Raw genomic sequence first — 20,059 nt, forward strand, 5'->3', positions numbered from 1 at the left:
CAAAACTGGCAGCCCTTTCCTGATTAATAACCCACTAAAAAAAGTAATTATGGCATTACTTTATTCTGTTAAATTAATTACAATCTTTATCTAAAATCAACGCTATAGCTGTATTTGATGCATCATGAAATATTAATTGTGTTGGAGTACACTCCACTAGAATATAATTACCTTCTATGATTTGAACGTTTCCTCCAGAAATGTTAGACAAGTCCAAATATATTTCTCCATCCAGTGAAATCGTCCAATTAGCCGAATACTCTTCACTAGAATTTGGTGTATAAATTACCGCTGCTCCATTCACTTGAAAATCAATATTGAAAATATCAAAACTGCTATCGTTATCATAACTTGTAATATTCCATTTACAATCCTTCAAATTCATTTCAACAGCATTTACTTCGCAGCCGGCAGATGCGGTACAATCTTGCTCCATAATAAAGTAAGTATTGTTATCGTTAATAAATTTAAATCTATCTAAATCACAATCTATAACATCCCAAAATCCGTTTAGTGCTTGAATATTTGGCCCGTTAATATTCGCTAATTCTAACAATAGTCCTCCTGCTGCAGTTGTAGACACATTCCAATACCCTGAATACGTATTATTATTTGTTGTATCGGTAATTAGAAGAGCATTGCCAGTAGAAAACTCTAAATCGAATGCTATTAAATGATCATCACCATTATAGCTCACTGTATTCCACACACATTCTTTTAAAGCGAGCACCATGTCTTGTTCAGAACAATCGTCATCATCATTCCAATCGTAATCATCATCTTCATCACAATCATCTTCTGCTGTTGTAATGACAAGGTCTAATTCCTGATTATTATTAACTACAACTGTTTCTCCACTTGCTAAAACAAGCGTCACTGGAAAGTTTAAACTAGCTAAAACAGGACCATTTAAGGTTTGTAAAAAATGATATAAGGCTTCGTCATTTTGAATCGTTACGGTGTCTACAACCTGAAAGTCTGTATTATAAATAGAAAATAAAATTGGATACTGAAAGTCGACACACTCAATATCATCATCTTCTTCATTTTCATTATTACATAGTGCAATTTTCGCTTCTAATTCTGCTTGATTATTAATTACAATTTCAGTATAATCATTTAAAATTACTGAAATAGGAAATGCAATGTCCACATTATCCTCATCATCTGTAAAAGCATCTAAAAGGTCTTCTAATGCGTCATAATCGGTATAGTTTTCTATGGTTATTGTAACCCCATTTGCAGTAACTGTAACTGGCAGAACAACTTCTAAGCAGTTAGCATAATCTATAATATTATCTACAGAACCATCGTTTAATGCTGTTCTACTCATTAAAGTCGCTGTTTGAGAATTAGCTTCAATTATTTCTTCCTGAGGTGGATTTGTAATATCAGTCTCTTCCGTTTGGCAGGATACCATAAATGCAAAAACAATTAAAGGCAGCAAAACTAGTTTCTTAAAATTCATACTGTTAAAGGTTGATTTCATAATGTGATTTTTTAATGAATGTTTTTAATTCTCTTTTTAATTTGAGAGATATCATTCGGTGTTAAAAATTTAGACGTCTTATTTGTTTTATTGCAAAGCACATCTTTCGGCACTTCATATATAAAACAAAATACTTTCAAAATTTCCTACCTTGTACTATAAAAATAATTAGTTTTACTAAACACTCTGATCAAAACACCTACTATGAGCAAGTCCCTTTACAAGGATATTTGTGAGCAATCCCGTTTTGAGGCCTTTTTTAAAAAGCACTCTAAAAACTTGCATGACTTTTTGTATTATAAGTTTGGCGAGCGACTAAACCCTCAAGATAAAACACAAGAAGCCTTTATTAAGTTATGGGAGAATTGCAAAAAAGTTACGCCTGAAAAAGCAAAAAGTTACGTCTACAGTATTGCACATAATTTAATGCTGAATGAAGTTGCACACCAAAAAGTCGTTTTAAAATACACCAAGCTTAATCACAAGCAACACTCTAATGAGTCGCCAGAGTTTTTAATGGAAGAAGCCGAATACCGTAAAAAACTAGAAAAAGCAATCGCCAATTTAACCGAACCACAGCGTGTCGCTTTTTTAATGAATAGAACGGAAGGCAAAAGATTTAAAGAAATTGCAGAACTATTAGAGATAAGCACAAAGGCTGTTGAAAAACGCATTTACGGCGCACTAAAAAAAATAAGAAAGGAAATTGACGGAATTTAGTACACCCGTTTTAATTTCAAAACAGCTTTACGCATTTATATTTTACCGCTAGGTAGGAATTATATTAATCAACCTGTTATATAGTTGAAGATACTTATGGAAAAAGAAATACTAATAAAAAAATGGTTAGATAACGACTTGAATGCGCAAGAGCTTGAGGCTTTTAAAGCACTTGATGATTACGACGCCTTATTAAAGTTATCCCATTACAGCAAAGAATATAAAGCGCCAGCGTTTGATACTGAGACAACTTTACAAACCGTTCTAAAAACAATTGAAACTAAAAAACAGTCCTCTAAAAATTGGCTAAAGCCATTTTTACGAATTGCTGCTGTTTTACTTATTTGTTTAGGATCCTATTATTACACAACGACTTTAGACACAAATTACAGCGCTGACTTCGCCCAAAAAACGAGCATTGAGTTACCAGACGCCTCTTCTGTAAGTCTAAACGCTTTATCTAAAATCTCTTTTAATAAAAAGAATTGGAGTAAAAATAGAGTCGTTACATTAGATGGTGAAGCTTTTTTTAAAGTTGCCAAAGGAAGTACTTTTAATGTGCTAACAGACCACGGGAAGGTTACTGTTCTAGGCACGCAATTTAATGTAAAGCAACGCTCAGATTACTTTGAAGTGACTTGCTACGAAGGCTTAGTTGAAGTAACCTTCAACAGCACTAAAACCAAACTTAAACCGGGTGAATCGTTTTTATCATTACACGGAAAAATAATTAAAAAGAATCTTGTTAATACAAATCAGCCAAGCTGGATAAATAACATAAGTGCTTTTAAAAGTATACCGTTAACTCAAGTTTTAGCTGAATTTGAAAGACAATACCATGTGACCATTGATGCTAGCGCAATTGACACCTCACAAGTGTTTACTGGAAAATTTATTCATAATAATATGGATATTGCTATAAAGTCCATCATAGAACCCTTACAGTTGAACTATATTCAAACAAACAAAACTATTCTTTTAACGCGTGAATAAATCGCCAAAATTTACACTCATTCTAGTTGTTTTTTTTGTAGGTTACCTGACCGTTTTCTCTCAAAACGAAAAGCAACCTTTAGCCAAAGTACTGGGTTTAATTGAGCAAGAATTTAAGGTTAGTTTTTCATACGTTGATTCTGATATCAATAGTATTAGTGCTATTTATAACAATGAAAACTCTCTAGATGCTGTTTTAAAATCTCTGGAAAAGCAAACACCATTAGTCTTCAATAAATTAAATAATGAATTTATTACTATCACCAGACTTGAAAAAGTTATCAGTGCTTTTTCATTACAAAAGTTAGAAGAAGTAGTCATTTCAAATTATCTTACCTCTGGAATTTATAAAAATAACACGGGAAACATTACCATAAAACCGTCACAATTTGGCATTTTACCAGGTTTGATTGAGCCAGATGTATTGCAAACCATACAAGCACTTCCAGGTGTTTTAAGTGTGGATGAATCGGTATCAAATATTAACATTCGCGGGGGCACTCATGATCAGAACTTACTGCTTTATGAGGGTATAAAAATGTATCAATCTGGCCACTTTTTTGGTTTAATATCGGCGTTCAATCCTTATTTAACAAAAAATGTTTCTGTCTATAAAAACGGAACAAGTGCTAAATATGGCGATGGCGTTTCTGGGGTTATTGATATGCAATTATCTAATGAACTTAGGCAGGACTTTAAAGGAGGGTTGGGTATTAACTTAATTAATGCAGATGGTTTTGCAGTTTTTCCTTTAAGTAAAAAAACAGAATTACAAGTAGCGGCTAGACGCTCGCTAACCGATTTTGCAAACACCCCAACTTACGACGCTTACTTTCAACGTGTCTTTCAAGATTCTGATCTTACCAATGAAAACGATGCTTCCACTTCAAAAAATGAAAACTTTTACTTTTATGATACATCGGTAAAATTTCTGTATGATATTTCTAAAAAAGATAAGCTTCGTCTTAATTTCTTAACTATTTATAATGCTTTAAATTATGAAGAGCAAGCCACAAAAAACACGGTAAACGAAGCTTCAGAAAGTGAATTGAAACAAAAAAGTCTAGCCTCTGGCCTCACTTACGAACGTTATTGGAATCGTAAATTAACGACAACCGCACAGCTCTATTATTCTAATTACGATTTAGACGGCACTAATTATGACATTTTAAATGACCAACGTCTTATTCAGGAAAACAAAGTACTCGATGGTGGCTTAAAGCTAGAAGCCAGTTATCATTTAAATAACGGGATTAACCTAAACACAGGATTTCAATTCACAGAAGTTGGTATTAGTAATTTAGAAGACGTTAACAACCCTTTATTTAGAAGTTTTATAAAACGTGTCATTCGGACGTATTCGGGCTATGCTGAAGCTAATTATTTATCAAAAGACAAAAGTACTTTGATTAAACTAGGTGTTAGAGATAACTATTTTAGAAAATTCAATACACATCGTATAGAACCACGATTACATATAAGTCAGCAGTTTTTAGAGGTTTTCAGAGCAGAACTTTCGGGCGAACTTAAAAGCCAAACCACTTCACAGATTATAGATTTACAAAATGATTTTTTAGGCATTGAAAAACGCAGATGGGTTTTGGCTAACAATAGTACCATTCCAATTATTAAAAGTAAACAAGTGAGCTTCGGTTTAACCTACAACCAAAATAAATTCTTAATAAGCGCTGAAGGTTATAGTAAAGAAGTCGACGGCATTACTACCAGAAGTCAAGGTTTTCAGAATAATTATCAATTTCTAAACGCCATAGGTAGCTACCACGTAAAAGGGGTAGACTTCTTAATCAACAAACAATTTAATACCATCTTCAATACTTGGCTAAGTTATAGTTACAGCTCAAACCAGTACACTTTCAACACCTTAAATAACGGTAGAACCTTTCCTAATACTGCAGATGTAAGACATGTTGTTAATTTTGCAAGCACCTGTACTTTAAAGCATTTAAAATTAGCATTAGGTGTTAACTGGCATTCAGGAAAGCCATTTACAATACCAGATAATGACAACCCTATTATTGATAACAGCATCAACTATCAAGCACCAAACGGTAACCGATTAGCTGATTATTTAAGAGCCGATTTTTCAACAACGTATCAATTTAAATTAGGCGAAAACCAAGCGACTGTAGGTCTCTCTCTATGGAATATACTCAACAAAAAAAACACTACGAATACTTACTATAACATAACTGGCGATACGCTAACTAAAATAGATAATAAATCGTTAGGCTTTACCCCTAATTTGAGTTTCAGAGTGTCTTTTTAAAAGCAAGAAACATGGCTAAAATAGGCTACTAAAAATTGATTTTCCCGCACAATAAAGCATTAAAAAAAATATAGTTGTTTTTATTCAGCGCGTTATAAAACCTTTTTATCAGATAATAACCTATAACCGCCATCACATAAGAGCTATTATTATTTAAGACCGTTACAAATTTTTAAACTGATGATAACGGCCATTAGGATGGATAATATCAAATACTAACTAGCTAATCCAAATTTAGTCCTATCATTATTTTTTTTAATAGCTACCCATGATATGCTTCACAGTACAAAATAATTTATATCTTTAGTTATAAGAACGTTTTTTTTTTAAAGGACAATCTATATGGGTTTCAATACTTCGTCTGCGCTCAGCACAGGCTAAAATCAAGATCCTAAAGCCTAATGGCAAGCATGGAATTGTATGAAATTTATGAGCAGATCTAACTTGTTTACGAACAAGTAAAAAACACCACTCGTCCTAAACTAGGTCGACTAAAAATTAAAGACTTTTAGTACCTTATGGAGACCGCAAAAAAAGGCACTTTGCCGAAAAAGCAAAATAGATGACTATAGAAAAAATCAAATTGCTCAGAAAAGAACTCCACAAAAATCCTGAGCTGTCGGGGCAAGAGAAAGAAACAGCTGGACGGATTAAGAAATTCATAGAACAACATCATAATGCCAAAATCATTGAAAATATTGGAGGGCATGGATTAGTTGTTATCCATACGTTTTCAAACAGCGGTCCCACTATTGTAATTCGTTGTGAATTGGATGCGCTTCCTATTAAAGAAGCCAATAATTTTGAACACCGTTCTATTAATAAAGGTGTAGCCCATAAATGTGGGCATGATGGTCATATGGCCATTGTGGCCGGACTGGTCTTCTGGTTAAAAGAACAGGATTATAAGCATGGAAAAGTACTATTGCTTTTTCAACCTGCTGAAGAAACAGGTACTGGTGCCCCTAGTGTTTTAAACGATTATATATTTAGTGCGTTACATCCGGATTATATGTTTGCCTTGCATAACGTTCCCGGTCACCCACTACATTCCATTATAACTCTTAACGGTAATTTTTCTTCTACTGTACAGAGTGTTGCCATCCAACTAACAGGTAAAGAGTCGCATTCTGCTGAACCCGAACATGGAGTGAATCCGGCAATGTGCATTGCAGAGTTGATACAAAAATTTAATCAGCTCAATAATAATGACGCGGCGAAAGAAGATTTTAGGCTATGTGTGCCCATTTATTCTAATATGGGCAAGAAATCTTATGGTATTTCTGCTGGGTTTGGCGAGATACATTACACGCTAAGAACTAAAAGTATAGAAAAAATGGAAAGCCTAAAAAAGAATGTTGACAGTATTCTATTAGAGGTTTGCCCAAAACACGAATTACCCTATACAACAAAATGGTTTGATTATTTTCCCGCCGTTGTTAATGACGGCTTCTGTAATCAAGTTATTACAGCGTCTGCTAAAACGTATAATTATAATATAATTAATAAAAGCGTCCCTTTTAAATTTGGAGAAGATTTTGGCTGGTTCTCTGAAAAATATAAGGCAGCTATGTTTGGCATTGGAGCAGGATTAGAATCCCCTGCGCTACATCACAATAACTATGACTTTCCTGAGGAACTAATAGAAACAGGAATGAACATGTTCAAAGGTATAATTGATGTCATATTAACAAATCAAAAATGAAAAGCAAAAAATGAAAAACGACAAAATAAACAGTAAGAAACAAGGTACGAAAGCGGTTTGGGGAGGACAAAACGAATTGTTTTATCAGGGAGCAACCCAAGTACCTATAGTAAATAGTGTAACATTTGGTTATGACAATGTAGACGATTGGTTTGATGTGGCCATTGGAAAAAAAGAAGGACATATTTATAGTAGAAACACCAATCCGACGGTAGCCGTTTTCGAAGAAAAAGTAAGAGTTTTAGAAAATGCCGAAGCAGCTACTAGCTTTTCAACGGGAATGGCTGGAATAAGCAATACCTTGTACACTTTTTTATCCCAAGGCGATCGCGTTGTTTCTATTAAAGACACTTATGGTGGTACGAGCATAGTATTTTTAGAATTTCTTCCTAAATGTGGCATTGAGGTCACCCTCTGTGACACCGAAAATCATGAAGAAATTGAAGCAGAGGTAAAAAAAGGCTGTAAAATGTTATACTTGGAAACACCTACAAATCCCACGTTGAAAATACTAGATTTAAAGCGGCTCATTAAGTGTGCCCACGAAGTTGGGGCATTAGTTGTTGTAGACAATACATTCGCTACCCCTATTAACCAACAGCCTCTAGAACTTGGTGCTGATCTTGTTTTACATAGCGCTACAAAATATCTGGGAGGACATTCTGACGCCATGGGAGGAGTTGTTTGTGGTAAAAAAGATTTAATACAACAACTATTTCATTATCGAGAAATCAATGGTGCCAGCTTGCACGCCAATACGGCTTACATGTTATTAAGAGGTATTCAAACGCTAGAATTAAGGGTTTTACGACAAAATGAAAATGCCATGACCTTGGCTGAACATCTGGAAAAACACGACAAAATTGAAGGGGTTTTTTATCCAGGACTAAAATCACACCCAGGACACCAAATCGCATCGTCTCAAATGACAGGGTTCGGAGGCGTATTAGCCTTTTCTCTTAAAGGAGGTTTCGAGAACGTGAAGGTATTCTTGAATAGCTTAGAGCTCGCGCATTTAGCAGCAAGTTTAGGATCAGTAAGCACATTAATAGGACCTCCAAAAGTAACAAGTCATGTGGAAGCTACAGCAGCAGAACGAAAACAACTGGGTATTCCTGAAACCTTAATACGCTGTGCAGTAGGAATAGAAAATATAGAAGATATTATTGCTGATTTTGATCAAGCGCTTCTAAAAATATAATTAGCCGCCAACTGAACCCCTGTTGGAAACAATTACAACGGTTTTACAAATGATAATTGGGCGATTTTTTTTGGTTTAGCCTGATAGTTTTGATGATTTGAGTGCATTACAAACACCCCTATTCACTCCTTTTTATAGCTACAGCTAAAAACAAAAATTCTGGCCCGGCCTTGTCTTGCGTGAAGTCTAAAATCACTAATGGCACTTTTTAAAAATAGCCAAATCAGAATTAGCACGAGTATCCTTGTGAATTACCTGTTGTTGTGAGAACAAACCAAAATAGCCAACTTCTTTCCAAGTGTTAATCAAGTAAAAGACTGCTCAATCTAAAACGAGCTATGACTAATTAGCTTCGAACAATAGAATAGATTAATGAACTAAAAATTTAGTTGTAACTAAATTTTTAGTTATATTTGAATTCAATCAAAACAATTTATATTATGACATTCAAAACGATCATAAAAACAGTTTTCATTTTTTCAATCTTTATTGGGATTAGCAGCTGTATTGACAAAACAAAAACGGTAGATAATAGAAACGCCATTGGTATATTTAATTATGACAATGAACAGCAATTGACTGAATACAACAAACTGAATTTAGATGATACCCATCCAAATTTATTAAATCCCCAAATTTCAAAATCAGACCACAGTTTAGTAATGAAATCATGGGCTAATTTGCATCAAAAACTTGGTAATCACCTCTCTGAAAACAAATTCAATTGGGAAGTAGAAGACAGCACAATAACCGTTGTTCATAAAATCTATTTTACTCCTCAAGGCGCCATTGAAAATTACTTTTTTAATGTTTTAAATAAAACGGTGCGTATAGAAAAAAAAGAAGAATATGCCAATTTGATTTCTTCATTTGCCAAAAACAACCGAATTGAATATAAAAAAGACAGCAATTTTGCCCAATGTGGTAAAACGAAATATTTGAACAACTAAAAACTATTTTTAAAACCTATAATATTAATTGCTTAAACAAGCCTATTTTGCGAATCCAAATACTTCACCTTCTAGATTTTCTATCTGCCTACAGCTAGACCGATTGGGTTTGTATTTGCTAAATTAAAGGCTTAATCAAGAAGGGTATTAAAAACCAGCGAACTCATGGAAAACGAATTTCAAAAAGTAATGTCTGAAAGATCAGATGAAGAATTAATAAAAATAGTAACCGTCGAAAGAGAAAACTATAACCCGACCGCTATTAAAGCTGCTGATTCTGAAATTGAAAAACGAAATATAAACACGAGCGCATTTGAAAAAATTAAGAGAAACGCCAGTATGGTAAAAGAACAAAAACAAAAGGTTGACTCAAACGCAGTGGGTTCTGGAATTCGGTTTCTGAATTTCAGTCTTGATTCTATTATTTGGTTTGTCCTTGCAGCAACTCTTACTTTTCCTTTAAGCGCAAACAATGGTACTCAAATGCTCCCAGGATATGTGATTATGTTTATCACATATATTGGCTACTATGGCATAATGGAAAATAGGTTTCAAAAAACGCTTGGTAAATTTATCACCAAAACTAAGGTTGTGAAACTGAATGGAGAAAAACCTGAAAGTAGCGCTATTATTACGCGAACTTTTTGCAGATTAATTCCATTCGACCGGCTTTCGTTTCTATTTACAAAAAATGGAATTCACGATTTATTATCAAAAACTAAAGTTGTAAAAGATACAGCGGAATAATACAAACAGCGGCTATACTATAAAAAAGACAAGATTTAAATACTATTTTTAAACCTTTTCTATACCTCCAAGCCATACAAATCAAGGCTTCATCTGTGCTTAGGACGCTACAACCTCGCCATACAAATCAAAATCTGCAGCTTCAGTAATTTTCACGGTAGTAAACTCTCCTGTTTTCAAGTAGGTTTTAGACGCCTCAATAAGCACTTCATTATCCACGTCAGGCGAATCAAATTCTGTACGCCCCACAAAATAGTCCCCTTCTTTTCTATCAATAACGACTTTAAATTCTTGGCCGATTTTATGCTGGTTCAATTCCCAAGAAATTTGAGATTGTATTTCCATAATCTCATTGGCACGTTCTTGCTTAACCTCTTGTGGTACATCATCAACAAGATTAAACGCATGTGTGTTTTCTTCATGAGAGTAGGTAAAACAACCCAAACGTTCAAAACGCATCTCGCGCACCCATTCTTTAAGTTCTTGGTAGTTTTCTTCCGTCTCACCTGGATACCCCACAATTAAAGTGGTACGAATGGTCATGTCTGCCACCACCTTTCTAAACTCCTTAAGTAATTTAGTCGTTTTCTCTTTTGTTGTACCGCGACGCATACTTTTCAATATATCGTCACTTATATGTTGCAATGGGATATCTAAATAATTACAAACCTTTGGTTCGCGATTCATAACGTCTAACACATCCATTGGGAAACCCGTTGGGAACGCGTAATGTAAACGAATCCAATCGATACCATCTACTTTTACCAAGTTTTCCAGTAACTCTGCTAAGTTTCTTTTCTTATATATATCTAGTCCGTAATAGGTTAAATCCTGCGCGATTAAAACCAATTCTTTTACCCCATTAGCTGCTAATTTTTCAGCTTCGGTTACTAGATCTTCAATAGGTGTACTTTTATGTTTTCCGCGCATTAATGGAATCGCACAGAAACTACAAGGTCTATCGCAACCTTCAGCAATTTTTAAATACGCATAGTTTTTAGGCGTTGTGGTTAAACGCTCGCCAATTAATTCATGCTTATAATCTGCACCTAAGGCTTTTAAAAGACTTGGCAATTCAGTCGTTCCAAAATATTGATCAACATTTGGAATTTCCTTTTGCAAATCTGGCTTATAACGTTCAGAAAGACAACCTGTTACAAACACTTTATCGACCTCACCAGCTTCCTTCTTCTGCATGTACTCTAAAATGGTGTTGACACTTTCTTCTTTGGCATTATTAATAAAGCCACAGGTGTTAATCACCACAATATTACCTTCCTCTTCATGTACAACATCTTTACCACTGGCTTTTAGTTGGCCCATTAATATTTCGCTGTCGTAAACATTCTTACTACAACCTAGTGTTATGACGTTGATCTTGTTCTTTTTATGTGACTTTGTGCGCATACCTCAATTTTGGATTGCAAAGATACATAATCCTTTATGATTATCGTTTAATCAAGTTATTTTAAACCTTTTACTATTTTAGCAGTCAAAGTTTAAAAATGAGCCCAAATGAAAACGCTAGCCTTACCCTTTTTACTTAGCCTATGTCTTGTTTTTAGCACTTGTGCTTCGGACGACGTCCTTGAGCAAAACAACTCTGAAACCGAAACCAATACCCTTTACTTTCCGCCAATAGACAGCAACGTATGGGCAACAACTTCAGCAGAGCATTTAGGTTGGAACACCAATAACTTACAGCCGCTTTTAAATTTTTTAGAAGCTAAAAATAGTAAAAGCTTTATTGTTCTACATAACGGAAAAATTGTCCTAGAACACTATTTTAAGGGTCATACAGAACGTTCGCTCTGGTATTGGGCGAGCGCAGGAAAGACCTTAACCACATCAGTTACCGGAATTGCTCAAGATGAAGGGCTGTTAAATATTACTCATAAAGTATCTGATTATTTAGGAACGGGATGGACAAGTGCAGCTCCGGAAAAAGAAGATTTAATCACCTGTAAAAACTTACTATCAATGAACTCCGGGCTGGATGACAGTCTAGGCGATTCAGTCTCACCAGAAAACTTGCAGTACGCAGCAGATGCTGGAGCACGATGGGCTTATCATAATGTCTATGTCAAAATGCAGGAGGTAGTTGCTCGAGTGAGCAATCAAACCTGGTCTGAGTATTTTAATGTGAAACTAAAAAACAAAATTGGTATGACTGGAAGTTGGATTTCCATTGACGAATTGAGTGTCTATTGGAGCAATACAAGAAGCATGGCCCGTTTTGGCTTAATGATTTCTGCTAAAGGCAAATGGGAAAACATGCCAATTATTTCTGAAAGCTTTTTAAACGAAGCGACTAGAGCCTCTCAAGATTTAAATGAAGCCTATGGTTATCTGTGGTGGCTTAATGGAAAGGCGACCTATCATTTACCACAGACTCAAATTGAATTTCCTGGTGAATTAATACCAAATGCACCGCAAGATATGTATGCTGCTTTGGGTAAAAATGATCAAAAAATTTATATCGTTCCCAGTAAAAAATTAGTACTTATTAGAATGGGAGATGCCGCAGACGCCGAAGGTTTTGGATTATCCAACTTTGACAATGATTTATGGGAGCAAATTAATTTAGTAATTGATTAATCACATTCTAAATTAGTTCACATGAGTAATAGACGTTTTTTTGTTTAACTGTTTTTTAAAGTCTAAAATAAGTACCGTTGCATAAAATACTAACTTATTTCCTATTTTAATTGCCTCAAATGATTGAAAACCAAACTAGAATAAAATATATTTACTAATTTCATAAGAAACATAAAAAACCAATTAATTATGAAATTCAAGTATTTACTATTACCCTTTTTCGTAGTGTCACTAATTTTAACGGCATGCGGAGAAGATAAAAAAGAAAAAACAGATGTGGACACGACAACTCTTGAAGTAGAAGAAGAGGGTGACGAATATGACTATGAAACAACGATGCCTGTTACTGATACAACAGATTTAAGTTATAATGACACCAGCGAAGATTCAAAAACAGACTTAAAAAGCAATGATTTAAAAGACAACGTCTCTGTTAGTGTTTTAGATGTCGCAGGAAGTAGTAAAGATTTTTCTACCTTAGTTGCGGCTGCAAAAGCCGCTGAATTAACAGCGCTACTTAATACGGACGATGCCTTTACCGTTTTTGCCCCTTCAAATGCTGCTTTTGACAAACTACCAGAGGGTACGGTGGAAAATTTATTAAAACCTGAAAACAAATCTAAATTAGACAAAATCTTGAGATACCATGTTTTCATGGGGAATTTAAAAGCCAATAAGTTGGTAGAAAATATCAAGAAAAACAATAACAGATTTATAATTACCAGTGCCATGGGTCAAAACTTCTTTGCCTCTATGGAAGGAGACAACATTATTATTATGGACATGAACGGTAACAAATCTAGAGTCATAAAGGCAGATACCAATGCCAAAAATGGTGTTGTGCATGCAATTAATCGCGTTATGATGCCAAACTTACCATAAGAGACAAAACACAAATGGACTAAAAAAACACATTAACCTGATAGCGTTAATGTGTTTTTTTTGTTTTAATTTCCTATGAATTGTACGGATTAAAAGTTTGAATACATTGATAAACATCTGCTCCAAAAAAGAAGTATAACACTAATATTCCAAATATTGGCAAAACGATTTTTGGTTTGTATTCCTTTTTTATTATAAAGCCATAACAGACTTTAGCAATTCCGAAAAAAATAGGAAAGAGCAAATAAATTGGAAACCTTACGTAATCAACAAGCGTCGAAGGAATCAAAGGATTATTTAAATTAAACTTTATCTGAAAATAAGAAACAATCCAACGGATGGCCTGGAATAATGAAAAGACTAGAGCGATAATTGTTATAATTCTTAATACCTTTTCGTTTTTCAAATTACTAAAATTATAATGGAATGAAAAAAGTCCGTCTTGGCAGGAATTTATTATTTAAAAAACGAATCTACAAACTCATATTTATTAAAGACCTGCAAGTCTTCAATCCCTTCGCCTACTCCAATATATTTTACTGGTATTTGAAATTGATCACTAATACCAATCACAACACCACCTTTTGCAGTACCATCGAGTTTTGTCACTGCTAACGAGGTTACTTCAGTTGCAGCTGTAAACTGCTTAGCTTGCTCAAATGCGTTTTGACCTGTAGAACCATCTAAAACCAATAACACATCGTGAGGCGCATCGCCAATCACTTTTTGCATCACGCGCTTGACTTTGGTTAACTCATTCATTAAGTTCACCTTATTGTGTAAACGTCCTGCGGTATCAATAATAATAACATCGGCATCTTGAGTAACTCCAGATTGTAAGGCATCAAACGCTACACTTGCCGGATCACTCCCCATGTCTTGACGCACCATTGGTACTTCTACGCGATCAGCCCAAACCTGTAATTGGTCTATGGCCGCTGCTCGAAACGTATCTGCTGCCCCTAAAACCACCTTTAAACCTTTCTTTTTAAATTGATACGCTAACTTACCAATCGTTGTCGTTTTTCCAACGCCGTTTACACCCACGACCATTAAAACATAAGGTGTTTTAGTACCGTTGGCTTGTTTTGCTAAGGTAGGAATGGTAAATTCTGTAGCTTCTCCAGAATTGGTTTCGCTCAATAAGCCTGCGATTTCTTCTCTTAAGATTTTGTTTAGCGCATCGGTTCCTAAATACTTATCTTTTGCTACGCGTTCTTCTATTCGTCCAATGACTTTTAAGGTTGTATTTACACCAACATCGCTGGATACTAATACTTCCTCTAGATTATCTAATACATCATCATCGACTTTAGATTTTCCAGCTACTGCTTTACTTAATTTACCTAAAAAACTAGCACTTGTTTTTTCCAAACCTTTGTCTAAGGTTTCCTTTTTTTCTGAAGAAAATATTTTTTTTAAAAAACTCATTTTTTTTGTTGTCTTGTGTTTAGTTTTAACCCTGAAACTTTTCTCGGTCTCCGTTAGGAATGGCCTTATAAATCTTCGAGATTGCTAACGTCCTCATATGGTGACTGCCAAAATATTTTTATTCACGAATTCAAGATATAAACTAAAATTCATGCGTAAAGCGCGACTTTTACAATCCTACTCCCAACCTTAGGGTTAAAACGCTGTAGGTAGGAGTAACAGAAATGTCAAACTTGCCCAATTCTAACTACGTTCTAAAGTATAGGATTTGAATCAAATTCTGCTCGGCTTGCCAAAATAGGATAGCAATAGTCAGGCCTTTTATTTAAAACTGCTACATTGTCATTACTAACGTAAAGAAACACAATATTTAGGAAATATAGAAGCGTTTCTGCTGTTACATAAAAAATCCCGCTTTTAAAACGGGATTAATTAAATCAAGTATTTTAATGATTACAAATACTATGCATTAAAAAAGCCGCTCTCTAAATGAAAACAGCTCAATATTGTATTAAAAAGATCCCGCTATAACAGCGGGATTAATTCAATTACGTATTTTGAAAAATCAAAATACTATTTCATTAAAAAAGCCGCTCTCTAAATGAAAACAGCTCAATATTGTGTTAAAAAGATCCCGCTATAACAGCGGGATTAATTCAATTACGTATTTTGAAAAATCAAAATACTATGCATTAAAAAAGCCGCTCTCTAAATGAAAACAGCTCAATATTGTGTTAAAAAGATCCCGCTATAACAGCGGGATTAATTCAATTACGTATTTTGAAAAATCAAAATACTATGCATTAAAAAAGCCGCTCTCTAAATGAAAACAGCTCAATATTGTGTTAAAAAGATCCCGCTATAACAGCGGGATTAATTCAATTACGTATTTTGAAAAATCAAAATACTATGCATTAAAAAAGCCGCTCTCTAAATGAAAACAGCTCAATATTGTGTTAAAAAGATCCCGCTATAACAGCGGGATTAATTCAATTACGTATTTTGAAAAATCAAAATACTATTTCATTAACTTAGTTCTTTTTCAAGAAGTCGTCTACAAATTCTGGTGCCATGATTGATTCTACAAACATGTAAGCTCCGGTCTTTGGAGATTTTACCATTTTTATTGCTTTAGACAATCTCTTAGATCCTGTCTGTAACGATGCTACTGATTTCTTTGCCATAATTTATAAGTATTATGTATTATTTAATTTCTTTATGAACCGTCATTTTCTTCAAGATTGGATTAAATTTCTTTATCTCCATTCTATCTGGCGTATTCTTTTTATTTTTTGTTGTAATATAACGTGAAGTTCCTGGTTTTCCAGATTCCTTGTGCTCCGTGCACTCTAATATTACTTGTACTCTATTGCCTCTTTTTGCCATTATCTTATTCTTTAAATGCCGTGGCTATTATTTTAAAAATCCTTTAGATCTTGCATCTTTTAACGCAGCAACGATACCAATTTTATTGATAGTTTTCAATGCTGATGTAGATACCTTTAAAGTTACCCACTTGTCTTCTTCAGCAATAAAAAAACGTTTCTTGATTAAGTTCACGTTAAATCTACGCTTAGTTCTATTCATTGCGTGAGACACGTTGTTTCCAACCATTGCCTTCTTTCCTGTAAGTTCACAAACTCTTGACATTATATATAACTTTAAATATGTTATTAAAATTCGAGGTGCAAATATATGAAATCTTTTAGTATTGACAATCTGTTTTTTATCAATTTTTAAAAATTTCTTTTTGAAGAATTTCCAAAGCCTTATTTACAGCTTTGTTTACCACGCGTATTCTGTTATTTCCCAGTTCAAATTTTTCTGAATACACCTTATCTTTAGTAGCTATTGCAATGTATACCGTTCCAACTTCTGCTTCTGAGTCTCCTTTTGCTGGTCCAGCATTTCCAGTAGTCGCTAAAGCATAATCACTTTTGTATAATTGTAAGCATTTTTGCGCCATAGCTTCGGCTACTTGAGCACTAACTACAGAATGCTCTCTAATTACCGATTCTGAAACGCCTAAAACATCTATTTTAGATTGCGTAGCATACGTTATTAATCCGCCTTTAAAGTATGCAGATGCTCCTGAATTTTCTGTGAAGGTTTCAGCGAGTTTTCCACCAGTACAACTTTCGGCTAAGGACAATGTTTTGTTTTGCAATACTAATTGTTTCCCTATTAAAACGGCTAAATCACCTTCTTCTTCAAAACCAACAAATATATCTTTAAGTAGTGGTAATACCGTCTGGATTTGCTTTTCCATTTCGATTGTAATGACTTGCTGATCAAAACCTTTGGCAGACAATCTTAATCTTACCTTTCCTAAATTTGGCAAATACGCTAGCTTTATAAAGTCTGGTAAATGATTTTCCCAGTCCTCAATAATTGCCGCGATCATGCTTTCTCCCATACCGTAGGTTTGGAGTGTTTTATGCAATATATAAGGGCGCTTGTATTTTATTTTTAACTTGGGAAGCACCTCATGCTCCATTAATAATTTCATTTCAAAAGGGACGCCTGGCATAGAAATAAATACCTTTTCACCTTTTTCTAACCACATGCCTGGTGCACTTCCCACGGTATTCATTAACGCAATTGACTTGGAAGGAATTAATGCCTGATCTAAGTTAACTTGCTGCAGTGGTTTTTTAACATAATCCCGCCAAAGTCGCTCAATATTTTCTGTTACCTCAGCGTTTCTAACTAAAGTATCGTCAAAATATTCTGTAATAGTATGCTTGGTGATATCATCTTTTGTTGGCCCTAATCCGCCAGTAACGATAATAATATCAGCATTGGCTTCTGCCTCAGCTAAGGCTTTAAGAATGTGTTGCTTATCGTCCTGTATAGAGGTGATTTGGTATACAGAAACACCAATACTGTTAAGTGCTTTTCCTATATATGCTGAATTAGTATCTACTATTTGACCAATGAGAATCTCATCGCCAATGGTAATAATTTCGGCTTGCATACTTTTAAACCAATTTAGTTTTATAAATTGAAATCTGATCTAATTTCATTGGCTGCTCTTTCAATCGCATCAAGAACCTCAGCTAATTGTGCCGTGACGTCATCACCTTCTTTCTCGTGTTTTCCCCAGTCTTGAACTTCTATGAGTTTGTCTAAAACACCCAATTCGAAAACATCTATTGTTGGTTTCATTTTATGTGCCGTTTGATACGTTTGTAAGAAGTCTCGAGTTTCAACGGCTCGTTTTAATACAATAGCATCTGCAGGCACTTCTTCTAAAAAAGTTTCTGCTAGCGCCATAATAAAGTCTTCGTCGTTATCTGCTAAATCTCTTAATCTGTGTAGTTTGTAGTTTTCTTCCATTTATTTTACGGTAATAGAGAATAGTTCTTTATCCGCTATGTATCCTTTTAGTTTATCGTTAGCAACGACCTTGCCAACTCCAGCAGGTGTTCCCGTAAAGATAATATCTCCAATCTTTAAAGTGAAATATTTTGACACATATTCGACGATTTCATCAATTTTCCATAACATATGGCTTGTATTGCCTTGTTGCACAACAATGTCATTCTTTTTTAAAGAAAAGTTAATCGCATCAACAGTAGCAAATGTGCTCTTAGGTAGCCAATTTCCTACTACTGCAGCACCGTCAAAGGCTTTTGCTTTTTCCCAAGGCAATCCTTTTGCTTTTAATTGCGCTTGTAAATCGCGTGCTGTAAAATCGATGCCGAGTCCTATTTCGTCATAATATTTATGCGCAAATTTTTTATCTATATACTTACCTACCCGATTTATTTTTATCAAAATCTCTACTTCATGATGGACATCATTTGAGAATTCCGGAATAAAAAAGGGTTGCTTTTTTAGTAGAATAGCGGTATCCGGCTTTAAAAACACGACAGGATCTGTTGGTTTTTCGTTTTCCAGCTCTTTAATGTGGTCTGTGTAGTTTCTTCCTATGCAGATTAGTTTCATCGACATCTTGTTTGTTATTCCCGCGAAGACAGGAATCTTATTAGTGTACTCTCTGTTTAAAAAATAAGGTCCTACCTTCTCAGGAATAGCAGTTATATCTTATTATTAAAGGCGCGCAATTTTATTGCCGTCAGGACTTTTTTCGTGTACAGTGGAAAATCTGCATTTAAAAGCCAGCCAAAATACCCTGGCTCTTGGTCTAAGACTTCTGTTACTTTTTTGCCTTTATGTTTTCCAAAAGCAAAGCACTCTTCGTCCGCCTTATTAAACATTAAAAAACCAGCAAAATCGGCAAACTTTTTACGTGAACTAAATTCTGCTAAAAATTTAGCATCATTTTCCAATTCATCATAACGCTCCAGTTGAGCTTTAAGCACTTCATACGTTGCTAAAGTATCAGCTTCTGCACTATGCGCATTTTCCAGACTTTTATCACAGTAAAATTTATAAGCGGCACTCAGGGTACGTTGTTCCATTTTATGAAATATGGTTTGCACATCTATAGCCACCCGTCCTTTCATATCAAAATCTACCTCCGCTCGCAACATTTCTTCTGCTAGTAACGGAATATCAAAGCGGTTGGAATTAAACCCCGCTAAATCACTGTCTTTAATCATCGTAAAGATGTCTTTCGCTAATTCTTTAAAGGTGGGTTCATTAGCAACACGCTCATCGGTGATGCCATGAATGGCAGAGGTTTCCGCAGGGATAGGCATTTCTGGATTTACCAACCAGGTTTTACTTTCTTTATTTCCGTTTGGAAATACTTTTAATATTGATATTTCTACGACACGGTCATTTGTAATATTGATTCCCGTCGTTTCAAGATCGAAAAAACAAACTGGTTTTGTAAGATTTAATTCCATATTTTAAGGTGCTATTTATGCAAATATAAAAGTATTCTATTACTTTTAGTTTGTAAAACCTTTTTTCTCAAAAACACTTCTAGAGGCCGCACTTGGTCCCTTCAAAATAAGCCCTGTTTTGTTTTTTGTCAGTGCGGAGCAGCAGGACATTATGATGTGCTCATTTTATACGGGGACGATTAAATAAAACCACTGAACCTCTGAGTACTGGCCTAAAAGAAGCTTTTATGGCAAGAGTT

General features: G+C 34.7%; 20 protein-coding genes. 9 read left to right on the forward strand and 11 right to left on the reverse strand.

What is annotated here, in order from left to right; all coding sequences use genetic code 11:
• Positions 1-73 precede the first annotated feature (73 nt).
• Positions 74-1,489 carry a hypothetical protein gene (locus GQ46_RS17110; RefSeq protein ID WP_052503421.1) on the reverse strand — a complete coding sequence of 472 codons (1,416 nt, stop codon included), beginning with the start codon at positions 1,487-1,489 and terminating at the stop codon, positions 74-76.
• 204 nt (positions 1,490-1,693) lie between these two features.
• Between GQ46_RS17110 and GQ46_RS06335 the strand changes: the two genes are divergently transcribed.
• The 7 genes from GQ46_RS06335 to GQ46_RS06365 all read left to right on the forward strand — a co-directional run bounded on the left by GQ46_RS06335 (position 1,694) and on the right by GQ46_RS06365 (position 10,092).
• Positions 1,694-2,209: an RNA polymerase sigma factor gene (locus GQ46_RS06335; protein WP_044399367.1), complete on the forward strand. Its 516-nt coding sequence runs from the start codon at positions 1,694-1,696 to the stop codon at positions 2,207-2,209.
• 96 nt (positions 2,210-2,305) lie between these two features.
• Positions 2,306-3,202 (forward strand): FecR family protein, encoded by an 897-nt coding sequence (locus GQ46_RS06340; RefSeq protein WP_044399370.1) that lies wholly within the window; start codon positions 2,306-2,308, stop codon positions 3,200-3,202.
• Positions 3,195-5,489 carry a TonB-dependent siderophore receptor gene (locus GQ46_RS06345; RefSeq protein ID WP_052503422.1) on the forward strand — a complete coding sequence of 765 codons (2,295 nt, stop codon included), beginning with the start codon at positions 3,195-3,197 and terminating at the stop codon, positions 5,487-5,489. Before GQ46_RS06340 ends, GQ46_RS06345 begins: the two co-directional genes overlap by 8 nt.
• A 583-nt stretch (positions 5,490-6,072) precedes the next feature.
• Complete coding sequence (locus GQ46_RS06350; RefSeq protein ID WP_231567331.1) at positions 6,073-7,194, forward strand: amidohydrolase; 1,122 nt, start codon at positions 6,073-6,075, stop codon at positions 7,192-7,194.
• A gap of 10 nt (positions 7,195-7,204) precedes the next feature.
• A complete protein-coding gene (locus tag GQ46_RS06355; protein ID WP_044399376.1) occupies positions 7,205-8,395 on the forward strand; it encodes a cystathionine gamma-synthase family protein in 1,191 nt (396 codons plus the stop codon).
• A 440-nt stretch (positions 8,396-8,835) separates the two neighbouring features.
• Positions 8,836-9,345, forward strand: coding sequence for a hypothetical protein (locus tag GQ46_RS06360; protein WP_044399378.1), 510 nt, complete (start codon positions 8,836-8,838; stop codon positions 9,343-9,345).
• A gap of 165 nt (positions 9,346-9,510) precedes the next feature.
• On the forward strand, positions 9,511-10,092 hold the full coding sequence (locus tag GQ46_RS06365; RefSeq protein WP_044399380.1) for an RDD family protein: 582 nt from the start codon (positions 9,511-9,513) through the stop codon (positions 10,090-10,092).
• A 99-nt stretch (positions 10,093-10,191) separates the two neighbouring features.
• On the opposite strand, the gene rimO is transcribed toward GQ46_RS06365, so the two are convergent.
• Complete coding sequence (gene rimO, locus GQ46_RS06370) at positions 10,192-11,499, reverse strand: 30S ribosomal protein S12 methylthiotransferase RimO (RefSeq protein ID WP_044399383.1); 1,308 nt, start codon at positions 11,497-11,499, stop codon at positions 10,192-10,194.
• Positions 11,500-11,607: 108 nt separating this feature from the next.
• Here rimO and GQ46_RS06375 point away from each other — a divergent pair, with 108 nt between their 5' ends.
• Both GQ46_RS06375 and GQ46_RS06380 read left to right on the forward strand, forming a co-directional pair.
• Positions 11,608-12,690, forward strand: coding sequence for a serine hydrolase (locus tag GQ46_RS06375; protein WP_044399384.1), 1,083 nt, complete (start codon positions 11,608-11,610; stop codon positions 12,688-12,690).
• 189 nt (positions 12,691-12,879) lie between these two features.
• Complete coding sequence (locus GQ46_RS06380; RefSeq protein ID WP_052503423.1) at positions 12,880-13,572, forward strand: fasciclin domain-containing protein; 693 nt, start codon at positions 12,880-12,882, stop codon at positions 13,570-13,572.
• 73 nt (positions 13,573-13,645) lie between these two features.
• Here GQ46_RS06380 and GQ46_RS06385 read toward each other — a convergent pair whose 3' ends face one another.
• The 9 genes from GQ46_RS06385 to GQ46_RS06420 form a co-directional block, all read right to left on the reverse strand.
• Positions 13,646-13,978, reverse strand: coding sequence for a hypothetical protein (locus GQ46_RS06385; RefSeq protein ID WP_044399386.1), 333 nt, complete (start codon positions 13,976-13,978; stop codon positions 13,646-13,648).
• Positions 13,979-14,028: 50 nt separating this feature from the next.
• Positions 14,029-15,003, reverse strand: coding sequence for a signal recognition particle-docking protein FtsY (ftsY, locus tag GQ46_RS06390; protein ID WP_044399389.1), 975 nt, complete (start codon positions 15,001-15,003; stop codon positions 14,029-14,031).
• A 1,031-nt stretch (positions 15,004-16,034) separates the two neighbouring features.
• A complete protein-coding gene (locus GQ46_RS17375) occupies positions 16,035-16,187 on the reverse strand; it encodes a DUF4295 domain-containing protein (RefSeq protein ID WP_082041714.1) in 153 nt (50 codons plus the stop codon).
• A gap of 19 nt (positions 16,188-16,206) precedes the next feature.
• Positions 16,207-16,389 carry a 50S ribosomal protein L33 gene (gene rpmG / locus GQ46_RS06395; RefSeq protein WP_044399393.1) on the reverse strand — a complete coding sequence of 61 codons (183 nt, stop codon included), beginning with the start codon at positions 16,387-16,389 and terminating at the stop codon, positions 16,207-16,209.
• 27 nt (positions 16,390-16,416) lie between these two features.
• Positions 16,417-16,653 carry a 50S ribosomal protein L28 gene (rpmB, locus tag GQ46_RS06400; protein ID WP_044399395.1) on the reverse strand — a complete coding sequence of 79 codons (237 nt, stop codon included), beginning with the start codon at positions 16,651-16,653 and terminating at the stop codon, positions 16,417-16,419.
• 79 nt (positions 16,654-16,732) lie between these two features.
• Positions 16,733-17,980, reverse strand: coding sequence for a CinA family nicotinamide mononucleotide deamidase-related protein (locus GQ46_RS06405; RefSeq protein WP_044399397.1), 1,248 nt, complete (start codon positions 17,978-17,980; stop codon positions 16,733-16,735).
• Between the two features lie 20 nt (positions 17,981-18,000).
• Positions 18,001-18,342 (reverse strand): hypothetical protein, encoded by a 342-nt coding sequence (locus GQ46_RS06410; protein WP_044399399.1) that lies wholly within the window; start codon positions 18,340-18,342, stop codon positions 18,001-18,003.
• Positions 18,343-18,954 carry a fumarylacetoacetate hydrolase family protein gene (locus tag GQ46_RS06415; RefSeq protein ID WP_044399402.1) on the reverse strand — a complete coding sequence of 204 codons (612 nt, stop codon included), beginning with the start codon at positions 18,952-18,954 and terminating at the stop codon, positions 18,343-18,345. It lies immediately after the preceding gene.
• Positions 18,955-19,046: 92 nt separating this feature from the next.
• Positions 19,047-19,820, reverse strand: a complete 774-nt coding sequence (locus tag GQ46_RS06420) for a 3'-5' exonuclease (protein ID WP_044399404.1) — start codon at positions 19,818-19,820, stop codon at positions 19,047-19,049.
• Positions 19,821-20,059 lie beyond the last annotated feature (239 nt).

This window comes from Lacinutrix sp. Hel_I_90, assembly GCF_000934685.1.
In the GTDB taxonomy this organism is placed as follows: Bacteria; Bacteroidota; Bacteroidia; order Flavobacteriales; family Flavobacteriaceae; genus Lacinutrix.

Excerpts from the sequence above, each read along its gene's own strand:
- rpmG (WP_044399393.1), bottom strand. The coding sequence starts at position 16,389 with ATGGCAAAAAGAGGCAATAGAGTACAAGTAATATTAGAGTGCACGGAG.
- GQ46_RS06355 (WP_044399376.1), top strand. The coding sequence starts at position 7,205 with ATGAAAAACGACAAAATAAACAGTAAGAAACAAGGTACGAAAGCGGTT.
- GQ46_RS17110 (WP_052503421.1), bottom strand. The coding sequence starts at position 1,489 with ATGAAATCAACCTTTAACAGTATGAATTTTAAGAAACTAGTTTTGCTG.
- GQ46_RS06405 (WP_044399397.1), bottom strand. The coding sequence starts at position 17,980 with ATGCAAGCCGAAATTATTACCATTGGCGATGAGATTCTCATTGGTCAA.
- GQ46_RS06340 (WP_044399370.1), top strand. The coding sequence starts at position 2,306 with ATGGAAAAAGAAATACTAATAAAAAAATGGTTAGATAACGACTTGAAT.
- GQ46_RS06365 (WP_044399380.1), top strand. The coding sequence starts at position 9,511 with ATGGAAAACGAATTTCAAAAAGTAATGTCTGAAAGATCAGATGAAGAA.
- GQ46_RS06335 (WP_044399367.1), top strand. The coding sequence starts at position 1,694 with ATGAGCAAGTCCCTTTACAAGGATATTTGTGAGCAATCCCGTTTTGAG.
- GQ46_RS06360 (WP_044399378.1), top strand. The coding sequence starts at position 8,836 with ATGACATTCAAAACGATCATAAAAACAGTTTTCATTTTTTCAATCTTT.
- GQ46_RS06410 (WP_044399399.1), bottom strand. The coding sequence starts at position 18,342 with ATGGAAGAAAACTACAAACTACACAGATTAAGAGATTTAGCAGATAAC.
- GQ46_RS06380 (WP_052503423.1), top strand. The coding sequence starts at position 12,880 with ATGAAATTCAAGTATTTACTATTACCCTTTTTCGTAGTGTCACTAATT.
- GQ46_RS17375 (WP_082041714.1), bottom strand. The coding sequence starts at position 16,187 with ATGGCAAAGAAATCAGTAGCATCGTTACAGACAGGATCTAAGAGATTG.
- GQ46_RS06420 (WP_044399404.1), bottom strand. The coding sequence starts at position 19,820 with ATGGAATTAAATCTTACAAAACCAGTTTGTTTTTTCGATCTTGAAACG.
- rpmB (WP_044399395.1), bottom strand. The coding sequence starts at position 16,653 with ATGTCAAGAGTTTGTGAACTTACAGGAAAGAAGGCAATGGTTGGAAAC.
- GQ46_RS06375 (WP_044399384.1), top strand. The coding sequence starts at position 11,608 with ATGAAAACGCTAGCCTTACCCTTTTTACTTAGCCTATGTCTTGTTTTT.
- GQ46_RS06415 (WP_044399402.1), bottom strand. The coding sequence starts at position 18,954 with ATGAAACTAATCTGCATAGGAAGAAACTACACAGACCACATTAAAGAG.
- rimO (WP_044399383.1), bottom strand. The coding sequence starts at position 11,499 with ATGCGCACAAAGTCACATAAAAAGAACAAGATCAACGTCATAACACTA.
- ftsY (WP_044399389.1), bottom strand. The coding sequence starts at position 15,003 with ATGAGTTTTTTAAAAAAAATATTTTCTTCAGAAAAAAAGGAAACCTTA.